The 18,581-nt window shown below is 61.0% G+C and carries 23 protein-coding genes; 5 read left to right on the top strand and 18 right to left on the bottom strand.

Annotation, left to right across the window (positions count from 1 at the left end; genetic code table 11):
- Together EOA85_RS38045 and EOA85_RS07155 are read right to left on the bottom strand one after the other, a co-directional pair.
- Nucleotides 1-262, bottom strand: a 262-nt coding sequence (locus EOA85_RS38045) for a hypothetical protein (protein WP_206523254.1), incomplete at its 3' end; no start/stop codon positions are given.
- A gap of 464 nt (nt 263-726) precedes the next feature.
- A complete protein-coding gene (locus EOA85_RS07155; protein WP_342586922.1) occupies nt 727-966 on the bottom strand; it encodes a DUF2905 domain-containing protein in 240 nt (79 codons plus the stop codon).
- A 643-nt stretch (nt 967-1,609) separates the two neighbouring features.
- Here EOA85_RS07155 and EOA85_RS07150 point away from each other — a divergent pair.
- Complete coding sequence (locus EOA85_RS07150) at nt 1,610-2,329, top strand: DUF899 domain-containing protein (RefSeq protein ID WP_127208877.1); 720 nt, start codon at nt 1,610-1,612, stop codon at nt 2,327-2,329.
- 127 nt (nt 2,330-2,456) lie between these two features.
- Here the strand turns inward: EOA85_RS07150 and EOA85_RS07145 are convergent, their stop codons facing one another.
- Nucleotides 2,457-2,882 carry a GFA family protein gene (locus tag EOA85_RS07145; RefSeq protein WP_127208876.1) on the bottom strand — a complete coding sequence of 142 codons (426 nt, stop codon included), beginning with the start codon at nt 2,880-2,882 and terminating at the stop codon, nt 2,457-2,459.
- Between the two features lie 22 nt (nt 2,883-2,904).
- On the bottom strand, nt 2,905-3,375 hold the full coding sequence (locus EOA85_RS07140) for an SRPBCC family protein (protein ID WP_127208875.1): 471 nt from the start codon (nt 3,373-3,375) through the stop codon (nt 2,905-2,907).
- A 106-nt stretch (nt 3,376-3,481) separates the two neighbouring features.
- On the opposite strand from EOA85_RS07140, the gene folP reads away from it, so the two are divergent.
- Nucleotides 3,482-4,315, top strand: a complete 834-nt coding sequence (folP, locus tag EOA85_RS07135; RefSeq protein ID WP_127208874.1) for a dihydropteroate synthase — start codon at nt 3,482-3,484, stop codon at nt 4,313-4,315.
- Between the two features lie 11 nt (nt 4,316-4,326).
- Here folP and pqqE read toward each other — a convergent pair whose 3' ends face one another.
- Genes pqqE through pqqB form a run of 4 tightly spaced genes read right to left on the bottom strand, consistent with a single transcriptional unit; the run spans nt 4,327 to nt 7,431 of the window.
- Nucleotides 4,327-5,448, bottom strand: coding sequence for a pyrroloquinoline quinone biosynthesis protein PqqE (gene pqqE, locus EOA85_RS07130; RefSeq protein WP_127208873.1), 1,122 nt, complete (start codon nt 5,446-5,448; stop codon nt 4,327-4,329).
- Complete coding sequence (pqqD, locus tag EOA85_RS07125) at nt 5,445-5,741, bottom strand: pyrroloquinoline quinone biosynthesis peptide chaperone PqqD (protein ID WP_127208872.1); 297 nt, start codon at nt 5,739-5,741, stop codon at nt 5,445-5,447. Before pqqD ends, pqqE begins: the two co-directional genes overlap by 4 nt.
- Nucleotides 5,738-6,496, bottom strand: coding sequence for a pyrroloquinoline-quinone synthase PqqC (gene pqqC, locus EOA85_RS07120; protein WP_127208871.1), 759 nt, complete (start codon nt 6,494-6,496; stop codon nt 5,738-5,740). Before pqqC ends, pqqD begins: the two co-directional genes overlap by 4 nt.
- A complete protein-coding gene (gene pqqB, locus EOA85_RS07115) occupies nt 6,493-7,431 on the bottom strand; it encodes a pyrroloquinoline quinone biosynthesis protein PqqB (RefSeq protein WP_127208870.1) in 939 nt (312 codons plus the stop codon). The genes pqqC and pqqB overlap by 4 nt, the downstream gene beginning before the upstream one ends.
- A 220-nt stretch (nt 7,432-7,651) precedes the next feature.
- On the opposite strand from pqqB, the gene EOA85_RS37335 reads away from it, so the two are divergent.
- Nucleotides 7,652-7,789 carry a hypothetical protein gene (locus EOA85_RS37335; RefSeq protein ID WP_163603020.1) on the top strand — a complete coding sequence of 46 codons (138 nt, stop codon included), beginning with the start codon at nt 7,652-7,654 and terminating at the stop codon, nt 7,787-7,789.
- A 59-nt stretch (nt 7,790-7,848) separates the two neighbouring features.
- Here the strand turns inward: EOA85_RS37335 and EOA85_RS07105 are convergent, their stop codons facing one another.
- The 4 genes from EOA85_RS07105 to EOA85_RS07090 all read right to left on the bottom strand — a co-directional run bounded on the left by EOA85_RS07105 (nt 7,849) and on the right by EOA85_RS07090 (nt 11,883).
- Nucleotides 7,849-8,406, bottom strand: a complete 558-nt coding sequence (locus EOA85_RS07105; RefSeq protein ID WP_127208869.1) for a PQQ-dependent catabolism-associated CXXCW motif protein — start codon at nt 8,404-8,406, stop codon at nt 7,849-7,851.
- A 10-nt stretch (nt 8,407-8,416) separates the two neighbouring features.
- Nucleotides 8,417-9,280 (bottom strand): quinoprotein dehydrogenase-associated putative ABC transporter substrate-binding protein, encoded by an 864-nt coding sequence (locus EOA85_RS07100; protein ID WP_245485634.1) that lies wholly within the window; start codon nt 9,278-9,280, stop codon nt 8,417-8,419.
- A 1-nt stretch (nt 9,281) separates the two neighbouring features.
- The gene (locus tag EOA85_RS07095) at nt 9,282-9,806 is read right to left on the bottom strand and encodes a c-type cytochrome, methanol metabolism-related (RefSeq protein ID WP_127208879.1); all 525 of its coding nucleotides are present in this window, start codon (nt 9,804-9,806) and stop codon (nt 9,282-9,284) included.
- 178 nt (nt 9,807-9,984) lie between these two features.
- Nucleotides 9,985-11,883: a methanol/ethanol family PQQ-dependent dehydrogenase gene (locus EOA85_RS07090; protein ID WP_065010908.1), complete on the bottom strand. Its 1,899-nt coding sequence runs from the start codon at nt 11,881-11,883 to the stop codon at nt 9,985-9,987.
- A 686-nt stretch (nt 11,884-12,569) separates the two neighbouring features.
- On the opposite strand from EOA85_RS07090, the gene EOA85_RS07085 reads away from it, so the two are divergent.
- A complete protein-coding gene (locus EOA85_RS07085; RefSeq protein WP_127208867.1) occupies nt 12,570-12,923 on the top strand; it encodes a hypothetical protein in 354 nt (117 codons plus the stop codon).
- Nucleotides 12,924-12,983: 60 nt separating this feature from the next.
- On the opposite strand, the gene EOA85_RS07080 is transcribed toward EOA85_RS07085, so the two are convergent.
- The 6 genes from EOA85_RS07080 to EOA85_RS07055 all read right to left on the bottom strand — a co-directional run bounded on the left by EOA85_RS07080 (nt 12,984) and on the right by EOA85_RS07055 (nt 17,735).
- The gene (locus EOA85_RS07080; protein WP_127208866.1) at nt 12,984-13,847 is read right to left on the bottom strand and encodes a quinoprotein dehydrogenase-associated SoxYZ-like carrier; all 864 of its coding nucleotides are present in this window, start codon (nt 13,845-13,847) and stop codon (nt 12,984-12,986) included.
- A 117-nt stretch (nt 13,848-13,964) separates the two neighbouring features.
- Nucleotides 13,965-14,933: a quinoprotein relay system zinc metallohydrolase 2 gene (locus EOA85_RS07075; RefSeq protein ID WP_127208865.1), complete on the bottom strand. Its 969-nt coding sequence runs from the start codon at nt 14,931-14,933 to the stop codon at nt 13,965-13,967.
- 36 nt (nt 14,934-14,969) lie between these two features.
- Entirely contained in the window at nt 14,970-15,710 is a 741-nt protein-coding gene (locus EOA85_RS07070) for an ATP-binding cassette domain-containing protein (RefSeq protein WP_127208878.1), read from the bottom strand.
- The gene (locus tag EOA85_RS07065; protein ID WP_127208864.1) at nt 15,679-16,506 is read right to left on the bottom strand and encodes an ABC transporter permease; all 828 of its coding nucleotides are present in this window, start codon (nt 16,504-16,506) and stop codon (nt 15,679-15,681) included. The genes EOA85_RS07070 and EOA85_RS07065 overlap by 32 nt, the downstream gene beginning before the upstream one ends.
- Nucleotides 16,503-17,486, bottom strand: coding sequence for an ABC transporter substrate-binding protein (locus EOA85_RS07060; RefSeq protein ID WP_127208863.1), 984 nt, complete (start codon nt 17,484-17,486; stop codon nt 16,503-16,505). The genes EOA85_RS07065 and EOA85_RS07060 overlap by 4 nt, the downstream gene beginning before the upstream one ends.
- Before the next feature lie 39 nt (nt 17,487-17,525).
- Entirely contained in the window at nt 17,526-17,735 is a 210-nt protein-coding gene (locus EOA85_RS07055) for a hypothetical protein (RefSeq protein WP_065010914.1), read from the bottom strand.
- A 569-nt stretch (nt 17,736-18,304) separates the two neighbouring features.
- Here EOA85_RS07055 and EOA85_RS07050 point away from each other — a divergent pair.
- A partial coding sequence (locus tag EOA85_RS07050) for a c-type cytochrome (RefSeq protein ID WP_127208862.1) occupies nt 18,305-18,581 on the top strand: 277 nt, incomplete at its 3' end.

The following is an 18,581-nucleotide window of genomic DNA, read 5'->3' as shown; positions in this document are numbered from 1 at the left end:
CAGGCATGGTGGCGCCGCCATGACGAGTACGGCAATCGCTGAGTGTCATGGGCACAACCGCGAATTGCGGTGACAGTGCACTATTTTCTTTTCTGCCTGCCGTGCCTTCGATCCGTAATGCCGTCGTGGGCGCAGATCCGTCTCCTGAAGATAGTGCGCGTCCGCCCTGCCGCCGGGCCGGGCAGCCTGGCGGCATCTTCTCGAACGTCTTCAGCTCGGTATCAATCTTGTCCCAAGGGAGGGCGCGGATACCATAGGTCACGAATGCGGATCTGCGAGCGCGGCTGCTTCTGCCAATACGAATTCAACATAGGAGGCGGCCAAGGACCCGCCCTTTTCTGAGTCACTCGGTTAGGGCCTTGGGAATCGACGTGGACCATAGGATCAGAATGAATCCGATACCCGACCAAAGCATCACAGCATCCCAGTCGCGATAATCCCGGCGCATTTCAGGCCTCCCTGACAACACACGTAGCTCGTAGAGAATCTCGCGCTCACAGCCGCATCCTCCGAAGTAGACGGGGGGCTGTATAGGTCCCGCCGTACCGCCGGGTGACTCGCCCAGCAAAATCGAATTGGTGAAAGCCGTGTCCTATTCAAGAGTTTCTGTTGCCGAGCAGCGGAAAAACCGCCTTCGCCGAGATAAGGCGCAATCGCTATTGCTGCCAGATCGGGTTGCTCCCCGCGTCGTCCGTTCCCTCCGGAGACGCAGGCTCGCCGGACTCGTTACCGGTTGAGTAGCCACAGAACAAAAGAGAGAACGATGCTGATCAATATTCCGGTGCCGATCGGAGCATAAAACGTAAAGTTCTCACGTTCGATCACGATGTCGCCAGGCAGTCTGCCCAGACCGATTCGAGACAACCAGGGCCACAATAGGCCTGTGGCGACTATAATCAAACCAATGACAATCAGGGTTCGCGACATCTCGTTGCGCTCAATTTCCGCTGCTTCTTTCTCGTTCATCTTCGGCGTTTCATTGTCGGCGTCTCGGGACGCTGGATGGCCAGCGTAAACTCGCAAGAGCGGCGATGCCATGCCAGGCTGGCTGAGCTTAAGGTCGAGGATCAGCCAAAGCGCCGGACGGACTGGGCGTTATCTGGAACTCACGAGTTTGGCGCAGGTTCCACACGGCCCACAGGCGCGTGAGAAAGTCGAGGTTTGTTGTCGACAGCTGCTCGGTTATCAGCGGACATGGCGGGCTGCAGGATCTTCGGGTCGACATGGGCTGGCCGTTGTAGGTGCCGTCGCCGCTCCCCCTGTGTTCGCTTGATGAACTCCATCAAGAGGGAGGGCGCCGGGTTCGGCGTGCGTCTCAAGCAGGAAATGCCCGCCGCGAGGGAACATCAGCACCTCGCCTTGTGACTCCGTCCTTCTTTTAGCCTGCGGTCCGCAACCCATCGAACAGAGGTGTTCGAGCGGGAGCGCTATCCATTTGTAGTCTTCGAAGGCCAAAGTGACACCATTGGCATCCGTGATCAGGGAGTCCATCGGCAACCCGCCCCACATCTGGCTACCATGTTTCGCCTCCGGCGTTAGTTTATCTCCTGACGCAACAAGTTGCTTCGAGGAACGGAAAGGAAGCCCCCCGAGTAAGGAGACAGGAGCGATGACGAAACACAAGACCGGAACACGCGAAGAATGGCTGGAAGCGCGGCTCGCACTGCTCGAGGCGGAGAAACGGCTCATGCGGCAGAGCGACGAGCTGGCGCGACAGCGACAGGAGCTGCCGTGGGTTCGGATCGATAAGGAGTATCTATTGGAGACCGAGGAGGGAAGCGCCTCGCTCGCCGACCTTTTCCAAGGGCGCTCGCAACTCTTCGTCTATCATTTCATGTTCGGCTACGGATACCGACTCACCGATGAGCGCCAAGGATGCACCGGATGCTCCTTGATCGCCGATCACTTCGACTGCGTCATCCCCCACTTGAACGGCCGCGACATTACCCTCGTTTGCGAATCGATCGCCCCGTTGCAGGAGCTCCGGGATTACAAGCAGCAAATGGGCTGGCGCTTTCCGTGGGTTTCGTCGCTCGGGAGCGATTTTAAATACGACTTCGGCGCCGCCTTCACCGAAGAGCAGCAGAGAGACGGCGCCGACTATAACTATCAGCATGTTGACAGGGCCGAGCCGCAGAAGGAGGGAATGAGCGTCTTCGCGCTCCAGGACGGTGCCGTCTACCACACCTACTCCACCTACGCCCGTGGCACCGAGGCGCTTATGGGGGTCTACCGTGTCCTCGACCTGGCTCCGTGGGGAAGGAACGAGAACGGGCTCGAGTTCCCCCAGGCATGGTGGCGCCGCCATGACGAGTACGGCAATCGCTGAGCGGTGAGTGTGATGGGCACAACCGCGAATTACGGTGACAGGTGCGCTATTTCCTTTCTGCCTGCCGTGCCTTCGATCCGCGCCCGCGGTGGGCGCAGATCCGCCTCATGAAGATAGTGCGCGTCCGCTATGACGCCGGGCCTGGCGGCATCTTTTCGAACGTCGTCAGCCCGGTTTCCATCCTGTCCCAGGGGAGGGCCCGGCTGCCGTAGGTCACAACGGTCGGATTGAACCGGCTCGGATCGTCGAGGCTTGCGGCATGGACCGTGATCGGGTCCGGCATGGCGGTGTATGTCAAGTAAACCGGGGTTCCGCAGACCGAGCAGAAGGAATGGATTTTGACATTTCCGTTGTCCGCCGCGATACGCCAGTCCGTCGTCGTGCCGGTGATCGCCACGTCCGCTCGCGATGCAAACGTCAGATAGGATCCATGACCGGTGCCGCTTCTTTTCTGGCAATCGCGGCATTGGCAGTGGTTTTCGAAGATCGGGGCTGCCTTTGCCTCGTAGCGCACCGCGCCGCACGCGCATCCGCCGGTGTAGAGAGTGCTCATCTGCTCGGTCCTTTGTCCTGGGTCAGGCCGCTCGTTCGGAGGCGCGCGGCCTGGCGAAGACATCGATCGCCTGACCCGTTTCGAGGAAGGATTTCAGGCTGGAGAGGACGATCGGCCAACCGCGCTTGATGCCGTTCGCCATCCCGCTGCCGGCTTCGAGTTCGTCATGGGTGACGGTCAGCCGGACCATGGCCTCGTATTCCTCGAGCTCGAATGTCACCCGGCTGTAGCTCGCCGGATCAGATGCCTGCGAAGCGTTTGCCCAGGTGATGACGAGACGGGTCGGCGGCGACATCTCGACGACCTTGCCGACGAGTTCGACGGTCCGTTCATCATTGGCGCGGATATGTTCCCATCTTGAACCCGGCTTCCAGTCAGAGACGTTCTCGTGCCCCCAGTAGTGCCGTGCGAGGTCCGGTTTCGTTATTGCCTCAAACACCTTTCCCGGTGTCGAGACAACATAGGTCGTGTAGATAAAGCTTTCCTTGGTCATTGCTACGCTCCTTGTAGTTTCGCGAGCATAGGTAGATGGGGAAACCGGACTCGTGTGAGTGACAATCGTGTCGCGAATGGCTTCTAGTATGCCGGAAGGTTGATGCATGACGCGCTGGCACCTTGCTCATGGACGGCATCTCGACATTGGCGCGAAATCGTTGCTGATGGGGATTTTGAACGTTACGCCGGACAGTTTTTCCGACGGGGGGGAATTCGATCGGCCGGAGCCGGCGCTCCAGCAGGCGCGGCGCATGATCGGCGAGGGCGCGGCGATCATCGATGTCGGCGGCGAATCCACCCGGCCCGGAGCCGGCGCCGTTTCGGCGCGCGAGGAACAATCGCGCATCCTCCCGGTCATAGAGGCGCTGTCGTCCGACGGCGGCACCCTCGTTTCGGTCGACACCTATCGGGCCGAGACGGCGCGCCTGGCGGTCGCTGCGGGCGCACATATCGTCAACGACGTGCATGGCCTGCAGCGCGAGCCCGACATCGCGCATGTCGCGGCGGAAACCGGGGCCGGCCTCGTCATAATGCACACCGGGCGCGGCCGCGAAAAAATGGCGGATGTGATCGCCGACCAGTTCCTGTTTCTGAACAGATCGCTGGAGATCGCGCGCGACGCCGGCATCCCCGACGACCGGATCGTGCTGGACCCGGGCTTCGCCTTCGCCAAGGACGGAGAGGAAAACCTTGAGCTTATGGCTCGCTTCGGTGAATTGCGCGCTCTCGGTTTTCCATTGCTGGTCGGCACGTCACGCAAGCGTCTTGTCCGTCACCTGGTCGGCGGAAGCGACGAGGGGCGAGACGTCGGCACAGCGGCGACCAGCGTCATCTTGCGGCTGAAGGGCGCTTCGATCTTTCGCGTGCACAATGTCGCGGTCAATCGCGATGCACTGGCTTTCGCCGACTCGGTGCGCGAGCGCGAGACGGTGGAATAGAAGAGCGCGCGTCAGGCGGGCTCGGTCACGACGCCGATCCGCCGGTAGACGAATTGTTCGTCGTTCGAAGGAACTGCCGCAGCACGCTGGGCTTCGTCGATCAGCATTGCCATGCGCGCATGGATCGGCGATTTCGCGCAAGCCGGGTCCGTCGCGGCGGCATCGCCGGCGATCGCCATCGCCTGGCAGCGGCAGCCGCCCCAGTCGATCTCACGCCGCTCGCAGCTGCGGCAGGGCTGCTGCATCCAGTCGGTGCCGCGAAAGGCGTTGAATGCCGGCGAATCCGTCCAGATCTCGGCCAAGCTGCGCGGTCCGAAACGCTCAAAACTGAGCGACGGGATGGTCTGTGCGGCATGGCATGGCAGCACGGTGCCGTCCGGCGTCACCATGAACGCGTCGCGCGCCCAGCCGCCCATGCACGGCTTGGGATAGACAGCGAAATAATCCGGCGTGACGAAATCGATGTTCATGATGCCGGTGAGCCGTTCGCGCGCCACCGCGACGATTTCCGCCTGCCGGTCGACCGCAGCACGCTCGGGCATCAGTTGATCGCGATTGGTCAGCGCCCAGCCAGCGTACTGCACGTTGGCGATCTCGAGCCGCTCCGCGCCCAGCGAGAGGGCCAGATCGATGAATTCCGGCACCTCCTCGATGTTGTGACGATGGATCGGTGCGTTGATGGTGAGCGGCAGGCCGGCCGCGCGAGCGCGGCGTGCCGTCTCCAGCTTCTTTTCGTGGCCGCCTTTGTGGTTGCCTATGCGGTCGGTGGTCGCCGGACGTGCGCCTTGGAAGCTCAGCTGCAGATGGTCGAGCCCGGCTTCGGCAAACGCCTCGATGCGGTCTTCGGCGATGCCGACGCCGGCGGTGATCAGGTTGGTGTAGACGCCTCGCGCCGAAAGCCCGGCGATCAATTGCTCGAGGTCGCGGCGCAGCGTCGGTTCGCCGCCCGACAGATGCACCTGGAGAACGCCGAGATCGGCGGCCTGCGAGAACAGGTCGAGCCAGGTCTGTGTATCGAGTTCGCGATTGGCCTTCAGCAATTCGAGCGGATTGGAGCAATAAGGGCATTGCAGCGGGCAGCGATGCGTCAGTTCCGCAAGCATGCCGATCGGAGGGAGAAGGGGCTCGCTCATAGCTTCACCAGCAGCTTGTCCGACCATTCCTGCAGGAAGGCGACGACGTCGGCCGCCACGGCCTCCTGTTCGGCGTCATAATCCGCGGCAAGGTCGGCAATGATGTGGCCGACCGTGGACCGTCCATCGCAGCGGCGCAATATGTCGAGGCTGATGTCGTTCGGCCAAAATACTTTTTCCGGCGAAAGCACGGCGAAGGCCTGCCGCACGGGATCGTACTGTATGCGCACGTGCTTCGGCAGCGACGGCACCGATCGTGACGACACCAAAGCTCTTTCGCGCAGCGCCATCATCGGGCTGTCTCCGGACGGAAGGCGCCGGGCGGGATGTTTCCCGGCTCGGCATAAGCGTGTTGAAGCGCGTCGAGCATGGCCCAGAGTATATCGCATTTGAACACCAGCGCATCGATCGCCTGCTGCTGGCGCTCCGCCGTGTCGGCATGGCTGAGCACGTAGGCGAGGGCAAAGTCGGCGTCGCGCGAGGCCTGTTCGGGCCGTCGGGTGAAGTAGGCAAGCGTATCCTCGGTGATGTAATCGTATTTGGCCAGCATCGCCGGCACCCGCTCGCCGATGACGAGCGGCGAAAACATCTCGGTCAGCGACGACGCGACCGCCTCGAACAGCGTCCGGTTCGTGCAAAAGGAGAGGTAAGCACCGACCGCGAAACGTGTCGCCGGCAGCGCCAGCCTTTCGCTCTTCACCGCCTCGGCGTCGAGGCCGAGCGAGGTCGCCAGATGCAGCCAGCGCGCGATACCGCCGCTCCAGCCGTCCTCGCCATCATGGTCCTCGATGCGTTTGCGCCAGGCGGCGCGAAACGCCGGGTCCTCGGCATTTGCGAGAATCATGGCATCCTTGCGCGGGATGACAGCCTGGTAGCAGTAGCGGTTCAGCGCCCAGGCCTGCATCTCGGTCCTCGACAGCGCACCACTGGTCATCCTGTGATGGAAAGGATGGCGGTTGTGATATCGCTCGGCACCGACCTGACGCAGCACGGCTTCGAGCTCGCTGAAGGACAGGCCGTTCCTGGCCGCGTCGTGGAAATCACTCAAAATTCCATCTCCATCCCGTCGCCGGCGACTTCCCAGCCGGCCGCTTTGACCGCTGCGTGTTCGGCGGAATTCTCGTCCAGAACGGGGTTGGTGTTGTTGATGTGGACGAAGACACGGCGGCCGATCCTTACATCGGCCAAGCCGGCGATCGAACCCGCGTCTCCTGACATTGCCAGATGCCCCATGCGCGCCCCGGTTTTTTGGCCGACGCCGGCAGCAATCATCTCGTCGTCCGTGTAGACCGTGCCGTCGAACAGGAGGCAGGCGGCATCGGCTAGAAGCGTGCGCAGGGTCGCATCGATGCGCGCGCAGCCCGGGATATAGAAGACGGAGCCGCGACTGCCGGTACCGGCGATACGGACGCCGATCGTGTCTCCGGACTCGGAGCTGAAATTGGCATCCGGCTGGCCTCTTTCCTCAAGGTAGAGCGCTATCTTTCCGGGCACCGGAAAGCTCTCGACAGTCACGCCGGTGTCGTTGCCATTGGCATCGCAGATCGCCAGTTCTTCCGCCGGCGGCAAGATGCGTCGTGGCACGAGCGTCGGATCGAGAACATTGAAAATCGAATTCGCCTCCAGCGTTGCCAGAACCTTTGTCGTTGCGTAGATGACGAAGGGCTGCCGCTCACGCAAGCTTAGCAGGCCGGCGACATGGTCGACATCGGCATTGGTCAGCACCACCGCACGAATAGGTGTCGAACGCAGCGGCGCATCGTACGCGGGCTGCAATTCAGGCGTTTGCGCAATCTGCTGGCGAATATCGGGCGAGGCGTTGAAGAGCACCCAGCCGGCCCCATCCACTGACGCGGCGATGCTTGATTGGGTTCGCGAATGGACGCCGGCCATCCCGGTGCGAGCCGCGCGGCTCAGGCGATGGTTGCAATTCCATTGCGGAAAGCCGCCGCCTGCCGCCGAGCCGATGATTTTCAAGCGCATTGCAATGCCCGCTCTGCGGCTCACTCAACCAACAGCAACTTTTCGACCGCGAATGGCTTCTCGCCCGAATCGAACGCGCCAAAGCCTTTCACGAAGACCTCGCGCGGCAAGGCAGTGCGTGCCCCCGTTGCCAGGGACACGCACCTCTGCGGCCTACTTCTTGGGAGGAATTTCAGCAGGCAGATACCGCGAAATTTCGAAGCCCGCAGCAACTTGGCACATGGTCGGTTTCGTCCAGCTCTTCTTCATGGCATTTCTCCTCTTCTACCAGCCCGAAGGGGCCGATCCTTTTGTCAGTCAACCATTGCTGGGCACCATTGCAATGGCTCGTCCATCAGCTCTCAAAATGGACAAATGAAACGGTAGGTTCTTAAAACTCGAAAAACAAGACGATCGAAAGTAACAATATGCTCATGCTCAATTGCTGATCACGTAAGGCTTCCTCTCCTCCAGCGGAAGGTTTGCACGTTCCCATCCATCGGCGCCGGGCGGATACCAGATCACCGAGCTGTAGCCCCACTCGACGGCCCGTTTCGCGGCATTCCACGACATCCAGCAATTCGTCATGCAGTAGAACAAAATCGCGCGCGACTTGTCGGCACCGGCTTCGGCCGCGAGGCCTTGGCGAAAATAGTTGGCGGTCTCCTCGGATATAGCGCCGTAACCGACATTGGCCAGCCAGGTGCTGCCCGGGATGTCCTTTCTGATCGTGTCTCTCCAAATCGTTCCTGCCGGCAAATTAGCCGGCTTCGGCGTGTTCGGCATGACGTCGAAGAACACCGCCTTCTTCTCCCGCCACAGCGCCTCCGCCTCTGCTGTCGTCACCACGCTTGCGCCCCGCAGCGTCTGCGGCACCGGCGCCCGATAATCGTTCATCCGGTAGCCACCGGGCTCGGCGACATCGCCAGCCCACATCGGTGGGGTCAGACCCAGAAGGCCCGCAGCGACCAGCAAAATCGTCTCCTTTCCCTTCATACCGGTTTCGTCATTGCGTGATCGGATTATCGTGTTCGTCGATCAGCGGCACATTGTAGTCCAGCAGGATCCTGTTGATCTCCGCCTGGTTTTCCCTGATCACCCGGTTGAGCGTCCGCTTCCATTCCTGGTCGGATGGACGCACGCCCATGGTGATGCGGTAGGACATGCGCGAGCCGGTTTTTTCCTTCACCAGCGGAACGATCGTGAGATCGGCGCCGAGTTCCTTGGCATAGTAGCCTGCCATCGGTCCCCACATGACAGCCGCATCGATCTTGCCGGCAAGCATGTCCTTGATCATGACTTCCCCCATGGAAGGGGTGAGGCGCGTATCCACCGCCAGCGGATAGATTTTTGCCGTTCGCAAGAGCTTGTTGGCGGCCATATTGGCAGTCGGCGGCGTGCTTTCGACGACACCGATCTTCTTGCCGGTGAGTTTCGGATCCTCGATCGTCTCGACGCCTTCTATGCCGTTGCCCTTCGGGTGCACCAGCACATAGGAGGAGCGATAGTAGGCGTTGGTGTTCTGCACCAGTTCATCGCCCTGAGCGTAACCCATGATGATGTCGCATCGGTTGGCCGCCAGCGTGTTGCGCACGAAGCCAGCGACAACAGGAAACCATGTATAGGCGACGGACTTGCGGCCGGTTTTCGCGGCAACCAGTTCGGCCAGCCTGTTTTCGAAGCCTTCGCCGCTCTCGTCGGTGAAAGGCATGTTCGAAGGATCGGCGCAGACGCGCAGAATGTCGGGGTCGACCAGTTCTCCCGCGGCACCAAGGCCGGCGTCCTGCGCCTGGGCGTTCCAAGTCAGCAAGGCGAGTGCGCCGAGCATCGGCAGGACAAAGCGCAGCTTCGACGCATCACGGTCAATCATATCATCCACCCATACAGGATGCTTCGGCATCCTTCGCTGCCTGTGGCTTGTCTGCTTTCTTCGGCGGCCTGCCGCGGGGCGCCGCACCGTCGGCGCGGGCACGCAGATAGACGTAGAGATCATCCATGTAGCAATAGACGTTCTTATTGTCGCCAAAGGCTGGCATGACGTTCTCCTTGCCGCCGCCGACATTCTTGCGGCCTTCGGCGACGATCGAGAGGAAAGTCGCGTAATCCATGGTTTTCAGGCTGTTGACCAGGGCCGGCGCATAGCTCGAACCTGTGCCGTCCGGTCCGTGACAAACATGGCAATCGGAGTGATACCGGCGGTAACCGCTGAATGTGTACCAATCGACGGTTCCGTTTTCGATTTTGTAGGTCGGATTGCCCTCCGCGTCGAAATACTTGCCGTCCTCTTCCGTCGCCACCTTGGCTTTTTCCGCGCTGTCCGAGGCCTGCGCGAGACTTGAACTTGCCAGCGGCAGCAGAGCCAGAGCGAGAACGGAAATTACAAGGCGAACGGACATTGAGACTCTTCCTTCATTTCGCCTGCACACGGTCTTGCTGTCGTGAAGCGGCATTGATCGATGTTGGAGTGCGCGGCAAAATTGAGAGCCCGGTCCTGGCTTCCCGGTGATCCGGGCTCTCGCTTTTCAAGCCTTGGTCTTCTCACAAGACCCCGAGGCGTGCCTAAGTTCCCGTGTATCAGTCCGGGAGACCGAAGACGGTGAGCTGGCCGCCCAGCGTCGTATAGTCGGCAAGTGCTGCGTAGCCACCGACCGCGCCCAGACCAGCAGTCCCAACGACCGCGGTCTCGTCGCCTTGCGCACGGCCCTGATCGACGGCGCCATGCCAGGCAGCGGCGTTTTCGGGCGAAAGCAGTCCACCTGCCAGACCGATACCGGCCCATCCGCCGACGCCGGACAGAACGGCGATGTACTGCTTGCCGCCATGCTCGTAGGCCGTGACGTTGCCGATGATGCCGGACGGGGTCTTGAACTTGTAAAGTTCGTTGCCGTCATGATCGACCGCCTTGATGTAGCCCTCGAGCGTGCCGTAGAAGACGACGTCGCCATCCGTTGCCAGCGCGCCCGACCACACCGAGAACTTCTCGGGCTTCGACCAGACGATCTCGCCTTTGGCAGCATCCCAGGCAATGAAGTTGCCCATATGGTCGGCTCCAGGGGGAGGATACATCGACACGGTGGCGCCCACGTAAGGCTGGCCGGCAGTGTAGCTCACCTTGTAAGGCTCATAGTCCATGCAGACATGGTTTGTCGGCACGTAGAACAGGCCGGTCTTCGGCGAATAGGCCGCCGGTTGCTGGTCCTTGGTTCCAAGCGCCGCCGGGCAGATGCCCGTCGTGTTGGTGTCTTCGCCGTTCTGCTGGGTCGAATATTTGGCCACGACCTGCGGGCGGCCATACTGGTCGCTGCTGGGGTCCATGTTGACTTCCGTCGCCCAGTTCACTGCCGGATCGTATTTCTTGGCGACGAGAAGTTCGCCAGTGGCGCGATCCATGGTGTAGGCAAAGCCGTTGCGGTCGAAATGCACCAGCACGTCGCGCTTGGCACCGTTGACCTCCATGCCGTCGACGAGAATCATCTCGTTGATGCCGTCAAAGTCCCACTCGTCATGCGGGGTCATCTGGTAGAGCCATTTGGCAACACCAGTATCCGCATCGCGAGCCATTATCGTCATCGACCAGCGATTGTCGCCTGGGCGCTGCACCGGGTTCCATGTCGAGGGATTGCCGGTACCATAGTAAACCAGGTTCAGCTTGGGATCATAGGAATACCATCCCCATGTCGTGCCGCCGCCTGTCTTCCACTGTTCGCCTTCCCAGGTGTTCATGCCGGAATCCTTTCCGACAGGTTTGCCGAGATGGGTGGTCTTTTCGGGATCGATCAGGGTGTCTGCGTCCGGACCTTCCGAATAGGCTTTCCAGGCGAGCTTGCCGTCTGCCAGATTGTAGGCGGCCAGCCAGCCCCGAACGCCGAATTCAGCGCCGGAGACGCCGACGAGCACCTTGTCTTTGACGACCACGGGCGCTGACGTACCGGATTCGCCCTTTCCGCCGTCGGTCTGCTCGCCGTTCTTGACCGACCAGACAACCTTGCCGGTCTTGGCATCGAGCGCGACTACGGTGGTGTCGGCCTGGTTTAGAATGATCTTGCCGTCGCCATAGGCGACGCCACGATTGACCGTGTCGCAGCACATGATCCCAATGACATTGGGGTCTTGCTTGGGCTCGTATTTCCAGAGGATCTTTCCGTCATTGTTGAGATCGAGAGCATAGACTGTGTTCGGGAACGGCGCGTGGACATACATCACGTCGCCGATGATCAACGGCCCGCCTTCATGGCCGCGCAACACGCCAGTGGAGAAGCTCCACTTGACCTGCAGGTTCTTCACATTGTCCTTGGTGATCTGGTTAAGTTTGGAAAAGCGGGTGTTGGCGTAGTCACCCGTCTGCATCACCCAGTCCTTGGGATTTTCGGCCATTTTTATCAGTTCTTCATTGGCCGACGTCATGTGGACCGCGCCGAACGACATGAGCGCCGCGGTCGTTAGTAGGTAGGCAGTTTTCGCAAGTACACGCATCAAAGTCCTCCCAGGGTTCACAATGACGAATCGTCCGTCGAGCCCACGAGGGCTTGCCCAAGCGATTCATGTGGGGGAAGTATTTCCGGCAGCGTGTCACGACCTAAGCCGAATGAGCAGAGGGCACCGTTACTGCCCATCCCACTTGGCCTACGAAAGACTGTCGCCGCTCCCTAATGACGGTGACGCCCTTGAAGCCGGAAACAGGATGAAGCTATGTCATTCCCAGGCGGAAGGCAAGAAAAATCACTTCCAGCTATGTTGCACTGCAATATAGAGAAATAGATATGAAAAAACCCATACAGAAAGCTATTGATCGACTGTGAACGAGGCTGGATTTATATAAGTTCCCCAATTTTGCGTATTTTTTTGGCGGAATGTATTGGTTTTTATTTATGAATATTCATTGGGTCGCGTGACGTTAAGTATGCGCCCGTTGCTCCGGGTGCCGATAGTGAAGGAGACATGAAATGAAGGTCAGCACCACGATTCACAGCGGATGATCGTGCTGTCTGGAAGGCCTTTTGTCGGCCAGCACGGCCTTGCTCCTTTGGTACTATATGGCCAGCAAGAGAACTTGACGGGGGTGATGGCACGAGGCCAACTGGTGCGGTGATCCTGTCTCGATCCATGGGCTCGACCCATCGGGCTCGATCTATCATGTCCGCGCCAATCGGAGGGTTCCCATGCTCAGATATGTCGGCTTGTCGACGTTGTCGCTGTTCCTGGCATCGGCTCTGGCCTTCGCCAATCCGGCCGGTGCCGCCGGAGATTATCCAACAACGACAGTTGTCGACTATGTGCTCGGCTGCATGCAGACGAATGGCCGGACACGTCAGGCGCTGGAAAGCTGTTCCTGCTCGATCGACGTCATCGCCTCGATCCTTCCGTTCGAGGATTATGAAAGGGCCGAGACCTTCAAGAGCATGTCCCTGACGACAGGAGAGCGTTCGGGACTGTTTCGCGAAAGCGCGCCGGCAAAAGCCGCAAGCACGGAACTGAAGCGCGCGCAGGCGGAAGCCGACGTGCGCTGCTTTTAGGGCGTGCCCGGGTAAGAGCGCGGACGGCGGGAGACAACCGCTGCATACGGTATCGAGGCTTCAGAGTCCTGTAGCCTCCAGTGGCCATTGATCTCGAAACACCTTGCCGTCCGTATCGATCGCTTCGACCTGGATTTGGCCAGTGCCGTGCGCCGTGAAATCGAACCGGAAATTGGGGTCTTCCGAAATCGATATCCCGCCTTCCATCGAGAGGATCGGCCGGTCTGCCTGCGAGATCGACAATTTCTGAACGAAATGCGCGGGGATGAAGTGCTGGGTCAACGGGTTCCGCTGCAGGCCCGAATTGTTCGGGTGGCGGATCATCAGCTGCAATTCCTGCGCCTTTGTCATCGTCTCTTGCGGCGGGAACTGGCGCAGCTTCATCTGCCCCATTGTCGCCATCGCCTCGTCCTGGTTCTTGACCGCCGGGGCCGAGCATCCGCCTGACGCCTTGACGAAGGTCTGAGCCATGTGAAGTTCACCGCTCTGGGTTTCTGCTATGGCACGCAGATAGGAATAGTCATTGACGCGCACGCGCGTCGACAGATGCGTCACGCCGGCGTCCTTGCCGATCTGGAACATCGCCGCAACCGGTGCCGGATTGACGTCGATGATCAAGGTGACGGATTTGATGCCGTCGGGTGCCTTGGCCGGGTCGATATAGATGTCGACAGGCACGATGGCGGCATCCTGCGCCCGCTTCGGCGCCTCGACCCTGACGACGCCGGTATCGATCAGAATTGCCCGATCGCCGAACACGTCGCCTTTCGAATCCTGCCAGATCCTGTCCGAAGACGCGGCTGTTTGTTGCGCGTGGGCGGCTCCGGAGGAGCCAAAGAGCGCGCCGACGGCCAGGATGATCGCGGCAAAGATGGCTGCGAGCGGCAAGGCGAGCTGCCGGCTCCGGTAAGAGTGGTTCTGCATTTCGATGCCTCCACCAATGTCAGAGAGGTGGTGCCCAGGCCGATGTCGAGGATAAGCCTTTGACGATGCCTTGGCAAATCGATCCACTTCATCCCGTCCAACGCTTGTCGGTGTGATCTATTCCCATTCGACTTCGGCAAAGGCGGCCGTTGCATTGCGCTGGTTGTAGTCGTCGAACATATGCCAATTGCCCCGTTCGCTTGCGCCGGCGGTCTTGACTGCCTCGCTGAGCGGCATCCCGTCGACGATCGCCTTGCGAATATCGCGCGCCAGAACTTCGAAATAGCGCCGCACCGCCGTCAGCGCCTCCGGCCAGTCGGCCGGCACCGGGCCATGACCCGGAACGGCGCGCACGGCGCCGATCGCGGCGAGCGCATCCATCTGGCGAAGCCAACCGAGCAGCGATCCGTCGAGCGTCGGCAAGGAACCTATGAAAACGAGATCGCCGGCAAACAGCGTGTGGGTCGCGCTGTCGAAGACGGTCAGGTCGTTGTCGGTGTGAGCCGCTTTCCATGCCTGCAATTCGAGCACGCGTCCACCGAGGTCGAGCTGCAGGCGATCATCGACCAGCATCGTCGGCGGAATGATCTCGACCCCTTTCATGAGTGCGTCGCCGATCTGTTCGCGGAAGCTTTGCAGGTAGAACGCGCCGCGTGCCTCGAGCGCGCGCGGCAGATTGCGATGGCCGACGATGGTCGCGCCGATCTCCCGGAATGCCGCATTGCCGAAGATGTGGTCGGGGTGCATGTGGGTGTTGATCAGGTAGCGAACCGGCCTGGCGGTTATTTTGCCGATCGCGGCGATGAAGGCGTTCGCCTCGATCAGGCTGCCGCCGCTGTCGATGACGGCAACAGCGTCGGTGCCGACGACGACGCCCAGGTTCGAGATGGCGCCCTGGTTGGCGGCGCTCATCATTGCATCGACGCCCCGGAAAGCGAAGACGCCGTCGGCGATTTTCCTGAGCTTGAATTCAAGGCCGGCCGCGGCGAGAGCGGCCCGCCCGTGGCAACAGGGCAGCATCGCGGCGCTGACCGCGGTGCAGGCGAAGCCGTTCACAAGCTTGCGTCGTACCCTGTCGATCGGCATGGCTTTCCCCACTATGCATTCCGAACCGTAAGGCGATCAGGCCCCGCCTGGGAATTTTTGATGGAACGACCGCAATAGGTCGCTCATCACCTGTGGATTGCGATATTGCCGCGGCAGCTTTACGTCGAACATGCCGAGCACATGGGCCGGCCGCTGCGCGAGAACGATTATGCGGTCCGACAGCATCAGCGCCTCGCGCAGATTGTGGGTTACCATCAGGGCCGTCGTAGGCCGCGCCGACCAGACGGTCAAAAGCAGGTGCCGAAGCCGCTCGGCAGTCCGTTCGTCGAGCGAGGCAAAGGGTTCGTCCAGGAAAAGCACCGCCGGTTCGGTGGCGAAGGCCCTGGCAAGTGCTGCCCTGCGCGCAAGCCCGAGCGAAAGCTCGGCCGGATAGAGCGAGCGCATGCCGGCGAGGCCGAGCGTGTCGAACAGCCCGTCGAGATTTTTCGTTCTCAGGCTTTTCGGCAGCGCCAGCCTGACATTCTGCTCCACCGTCCGCCACGGCAGCAAGATTGGCTCCTGGAATACGGCGGCGATCCGGTTGGAGCCGCCTTCAGGCAGTTGGAATGAGCCGGAAAAGTTCTTGTCCAATCCAAGCAGGATGCGCAGCGTCGTGGTCTTGCCGCAACCCGACGGTCCCAGCAAGCAGGCGAATTCGCCTTGCCGGACCTCGAAGGAAAGGTCCTGGAGCGCCGTGATCGAGACGCCTTGCGCGGACCTGAAGGTCTTTTCGGCGATGTCGACCCTAAGCGGGACGACGGCGCCAACGGGTTGCATGTCGTTCAACGGGCTGCACCAGAAGGAGTTCGATGACAAGCATCACCGCCACGAAAGCCAGCGTGTAGGCGAGGATGGCGGCGACGTCGAAGAGCTGGAAATAAAGATAGATCTGGAAGCCGACGCCGTTGGAGCGGCCGAGCAGTTCGACCACCAGGACAATCTTCCAGATGAGAGCGATGCCGGATCGTGAGGCGGCGGCAAGATAGGGCTGCAGTTGCGGCAGCAGGACGTGGCGGACACGGTCGAGAAGACCGAAGCGGTAGACGGCGGCCATTTCGGCGTAACTCGGATCAAGCGCTCTGGCGCCTTCGCGCATCGTCACGACGACATTGGGGATCTTGTTGACGGCAACCGCGCCAATCGCCGCCGCTTCGTTGAGGCCGAACCAGATGTAGGCGAGCACGATGACCACCAGCGCGGGAATGTTGAGGAACAGAACCACCCAGGGACTGAAGAACCGGTCTGCGCTGCGGTGGCTGCCGAGGAGAACGCCGATGACCGAGCCAACAACCATCGCGACGACATATGCCGCGGCAACCCGGCCGAGTGTCGCGCCGAGATGGTAGAAAAGGTCGCCGTTCGCCGCCTCTGCGAGCAGCACCTGCCAGACCTGTCCCGGCCCTGGAAAGGCACGGCTCGCCCAGGCATTTGCCGCAAGACCCCACAGCAGGCAAAGCCCGAGCAGAGAGACCGCGACCGTCAGCACGGGTGTCAGCGCCGTTGCAAGGCTGGATTGGCTGGAGATGTCGGCCACGGCGCCCGGCGGGCGATCGCCGGTATCAGGTGCGCTCATTGCGGGAGCTCCTGCCAGAACGTGCCTGGCGCCATCTCCGGCGCGCGGCCGACCAGCTTTTCGCCGCCGATCTCGGCCAGCACGCGGTAGAGCTTGCCGGCGTCGGCCGCATCCTCGGCGACCGGGCGTCTGGGAATGCCCTCGCGAAAGCGGTCACGCAGTTTGGCCAATTCCTTGCCCTGTGCGCGGATAATCGGCGCAAGGCGCAGCCACTCATCGTCGGATCTGGCCAGCAAGTCCTTGGACTGCGCCGAAGCCTTGATGAAGCCCCGGACGGCGGCCGGATTTTCGTTCGCCCATTTGTCATGAAAGACATAGCCGAGCGCCGACACGGCGCCCGAGGCACCGAGCGCTTTCGCCGCATCATCGGCGCCGATCAGCCGACGAAAGCCGTTGGCCTCAAGGCGGGCGCAAAAATGCCAGAAATTGAGCACCGCATCGAGTTCGCCTTGCATCGCCTTTTCCGAAATCAGCGGCGGCGCGCCAAAGACGATGTCGCTGGTTGCCGGCAGGTCGAGGCCGTGATCGCGTCTGGCCAGCGCCTGGATCAGCAGCCAGCTTTTATCGAGAGGCCCGCCGGCGACGCCGATCTTTCCCTTGAGATCGGTGATCGTGCGGATCGGCGCCCGCTCCTTCACCATGATTGCCCCGACGGCGGTCGAATAGGGGACCAATGTGAGGTCGACGCCTTCCGAGCGCTGACGCGAGACCCACAGCCAGTCGGAGACGATGCTGTCGATCGCGCCGGCCAGCATGGCGACATTGGTTGCATCCTCGCCGGCGAAATCGACAATCTCCAGATCGATGCCGTTGGCTGTGTCGAACTTGTGTTGCTTCATGGTGTCGAGCGCCCAGCTCACGGTACCGAACTTCAGCACGCCGATGCGAACCTTGCTCGTGGCGAAGGAGGGTTTTGAGACAAGCGCTGCGGCCGTTCCAAGAGCCGCCAGACGGAGCGTTCCTCGACGCGAAATCATGATGATGTCTCCTCCCGGGGCCGTAACAGGCCGGGGCGCCGATCAGATCGCACGGTCCTTGTTCGGGAAAGCGCATTTCCAGCGCTTGACCTTGAGGGTCGGGTGTTCCTGCGACCATTTCGCGATTTCGCTGGGCGCCAAGACCATACATTGGACGAGAGAGCCACGGCTCTCGAAATAGAGATGCTCGTCTCGGCAATTGCCCGGATTGGTAATCAGGCAAACCGTCAATATGAGGTCGACCATATCCATTCAACACCTCTTGCGCGCTTAAAGACGCCCGCCTCGGCGAGATCCGGCCCGATCTGCGAGCCTGGACAAAATCGCCATCTGCCGGAGTCCCGAGGTGCCCGTGGAAAACCGGAATGGTTTGAGGCTACGCGTTCGCCCGATGGCCGTCAACAAAGTCGAATGGATAGGGCGCCGGAGCGGAGCTCCTCTGAATTCGGGAAGGACGCCGGCGATACCTGAAAACACAAAACCCGCCTCGGCGGGCGGGTCGTTGGCGCAAATCAGCGCCATGGCCAATCAATAGCATAAATGCCGCAACAAAGCAACGAATCGCGAGCTCGCGACCAGGGCAATCGCTTCCGGTTTTGCGCTGCCCTCATCTCCCGTGCCGGGCACTTCTCGCCGTGCCTGCGGTTCACTGGACCTCTGTATGGTTGACATCGCTCATCTGCCGGGTAGCTTCCAAGATGCAGGCGTCGCAACTCCACAGGGGAGAAGCTTTCGCTCTGCCATAATCGACGCATGCCGATGATCAAACAAAGGCATGCGCAAATCGTCCAGGGCACTTTGACGATCAATGAGGAAATGCCATGCGTGCAATCGCGTTTTTCGCCGTCGTGTCCGTTGCGACGTTTATCACGAGCCAATCTCAGGCACAGGATGCCGCCGCGGGTGAGAAGGTCTTCGCCAAATGCAAGGCCTGCCACGTCGTCGACAAGGACACGAACAAGATCGGTCCGTCGTTGAGCGGCGTTATCGGCCGGACGGCCGGCACGCATCCGGGGTTCAAATACTCCAAGCCCATGACCGAGGCGGGTAAATCCGGCGTCAAATGGGACGAAGCCACGCTGACAGCCTATCTTCGCG

The sequence above is a fragment of the Mesorhizobium sp. M5C.F.Ca.IN.020.29.1.1 genome, from assembly GCF_003997375.1.
GTDB classification, from domain to species: domain Bacteria; phylum Pseudomonadota; class Alphaproteobacteria; order Rhizobiales; family Rhizobiaceae; genus Mesorhizobium; species Mesorhizobium wenxiniae.
Note: the sequence above shows the minus strand (reverse complement) of the source record. Positions and strands in the feature narration are given on the sequence as shown.

Coding starts and splice junctions, on each gene's coding strand:
- EOA85_RS07155 (WP_342586922.1), bottom strand. CDS start 966: ATGAACGAGAAAGAAGCAGCGGAAATTGAGCGCAACGAGATGTCGCGA.
- EOA85_RS07150 (WP_127208877.1), top strand. CDS start 1,610: ATGACGAAACACAAGACCGGAACACGCGAAGAATGGCTGGAAGCGCGG.
- EOA85_RS07145 (WP_127208876.1), bottom strand. CDS start 2,882: ATGAGCACTCTCTACACCGGCGGATGCGCGTGCGGCGCGGTGCGCTAC.
- EOA85_RS07140 (WP_127208875.1), bottom strand. CDS start 3,375: ATGACCAAGGAAAGCTTTATCTACACGACCTATGTTGTCTCGACACCG.
- folP (WP_127208874.1), top strand. CDS start 3,482: ATGACGCGCTGGCACCTTGCTCATGGACGGCATCTCGACATTGGCGCG.
- pqqE (WP_127208873.1), bottom strand. CDS start 5,448: ATGAGCGAGCCCCTTCTCCCTCCGATCGGCATGCTTGCGGAACTGACG.
- pqqD (WP_127208872.1), bottom strand. CDS start 5,741: ATGATGGCGCTGCGCGAAAGAGCTTTGGTGTCGTCACGATCGGTGCCG.
- pqqB (WP_127208870.1), bottom strand. CDS start 7,431: ATGCGCTTGAAAATCATCGGCTCGGCGGCAGGCGGCGGCTTTCCGCAA.
- EOA85_RS37335 (WP_163603020.1), top strand. CDS start 7,652: ATGGTCGGTTTCGTCCAGCTCTTCTTCATGGCATTTCTCCTCTTCTAC.
- EOA85_RS07105 (WP_127208869.1), bottom strand. CDS start 8,406: ATGAAGGGAAAGGAGACGATTTTGCTGGTCGCTGCGGGCCTTCTGGGT.
- EOA85_RS07100 (WP_245485634.1), bottom strand. CDS start 9,280: ATGATTGACCGTGATGCGTCGAAGCTGCGCTTTGTCCTGCCGATGCTC.
- EOA85_RS07095 (WP_127208879.1), bottom strand. CDS start 9,806: ATGTCCGTTCGCCTTGTAATTTCCGTTCTCGCTCTGGCTCTGCTGCCG.
- EOA85_RS07090 (WP_065010908.1), bottom strand. CDS start 11,883: ATGCGTGTACTTGCGAAAACTGCCTACCTACTAACGACCGCGGCGCTC.
- EOA85_RS07085 (WP_127208867.1), top strand. CDS start 12,570: ATGCTCAGATATGTCGGCTTGTCGACGTTGTCGCTGTTCCTGGCATCG.
- EOA85_RS07080 (WP_127208866.1), bottom strand. CDS start 13,847: ATGCAGAACCACTCTTACCGGAGCCGGCAGCTCGCCTTGCCGCTCGCA.
- EOA85_RS07075 (WP_127208865.1), bottom strand. CDS start 14,933: ATGCCGATCGACAGGGTACGACGCAAGCTTGTGAACGGCTTCGCCTGC.
- EOA85_RS07070 (WP_127208878.1), bottom strand. CDS start 15,710: ATGCAACCCGTTGGCGCCGTCGTCCCGCTTAGGGTCGACATCGCCGAA.
- EOA85_RS07065 (WP_127208864.1), bottom strand. CDS start 16,506: ATGAGCGCACCTGATACCGGCGATCGCCCGCCGGGCGCCGTGGCCGAC.
- EOA85_RS07055 (WP_065010914.1), bottom strand. CDS start 17,735: ATGGATATGGTCGACCTCATATTGACGGTTTGCCTGATTACCAATCCG.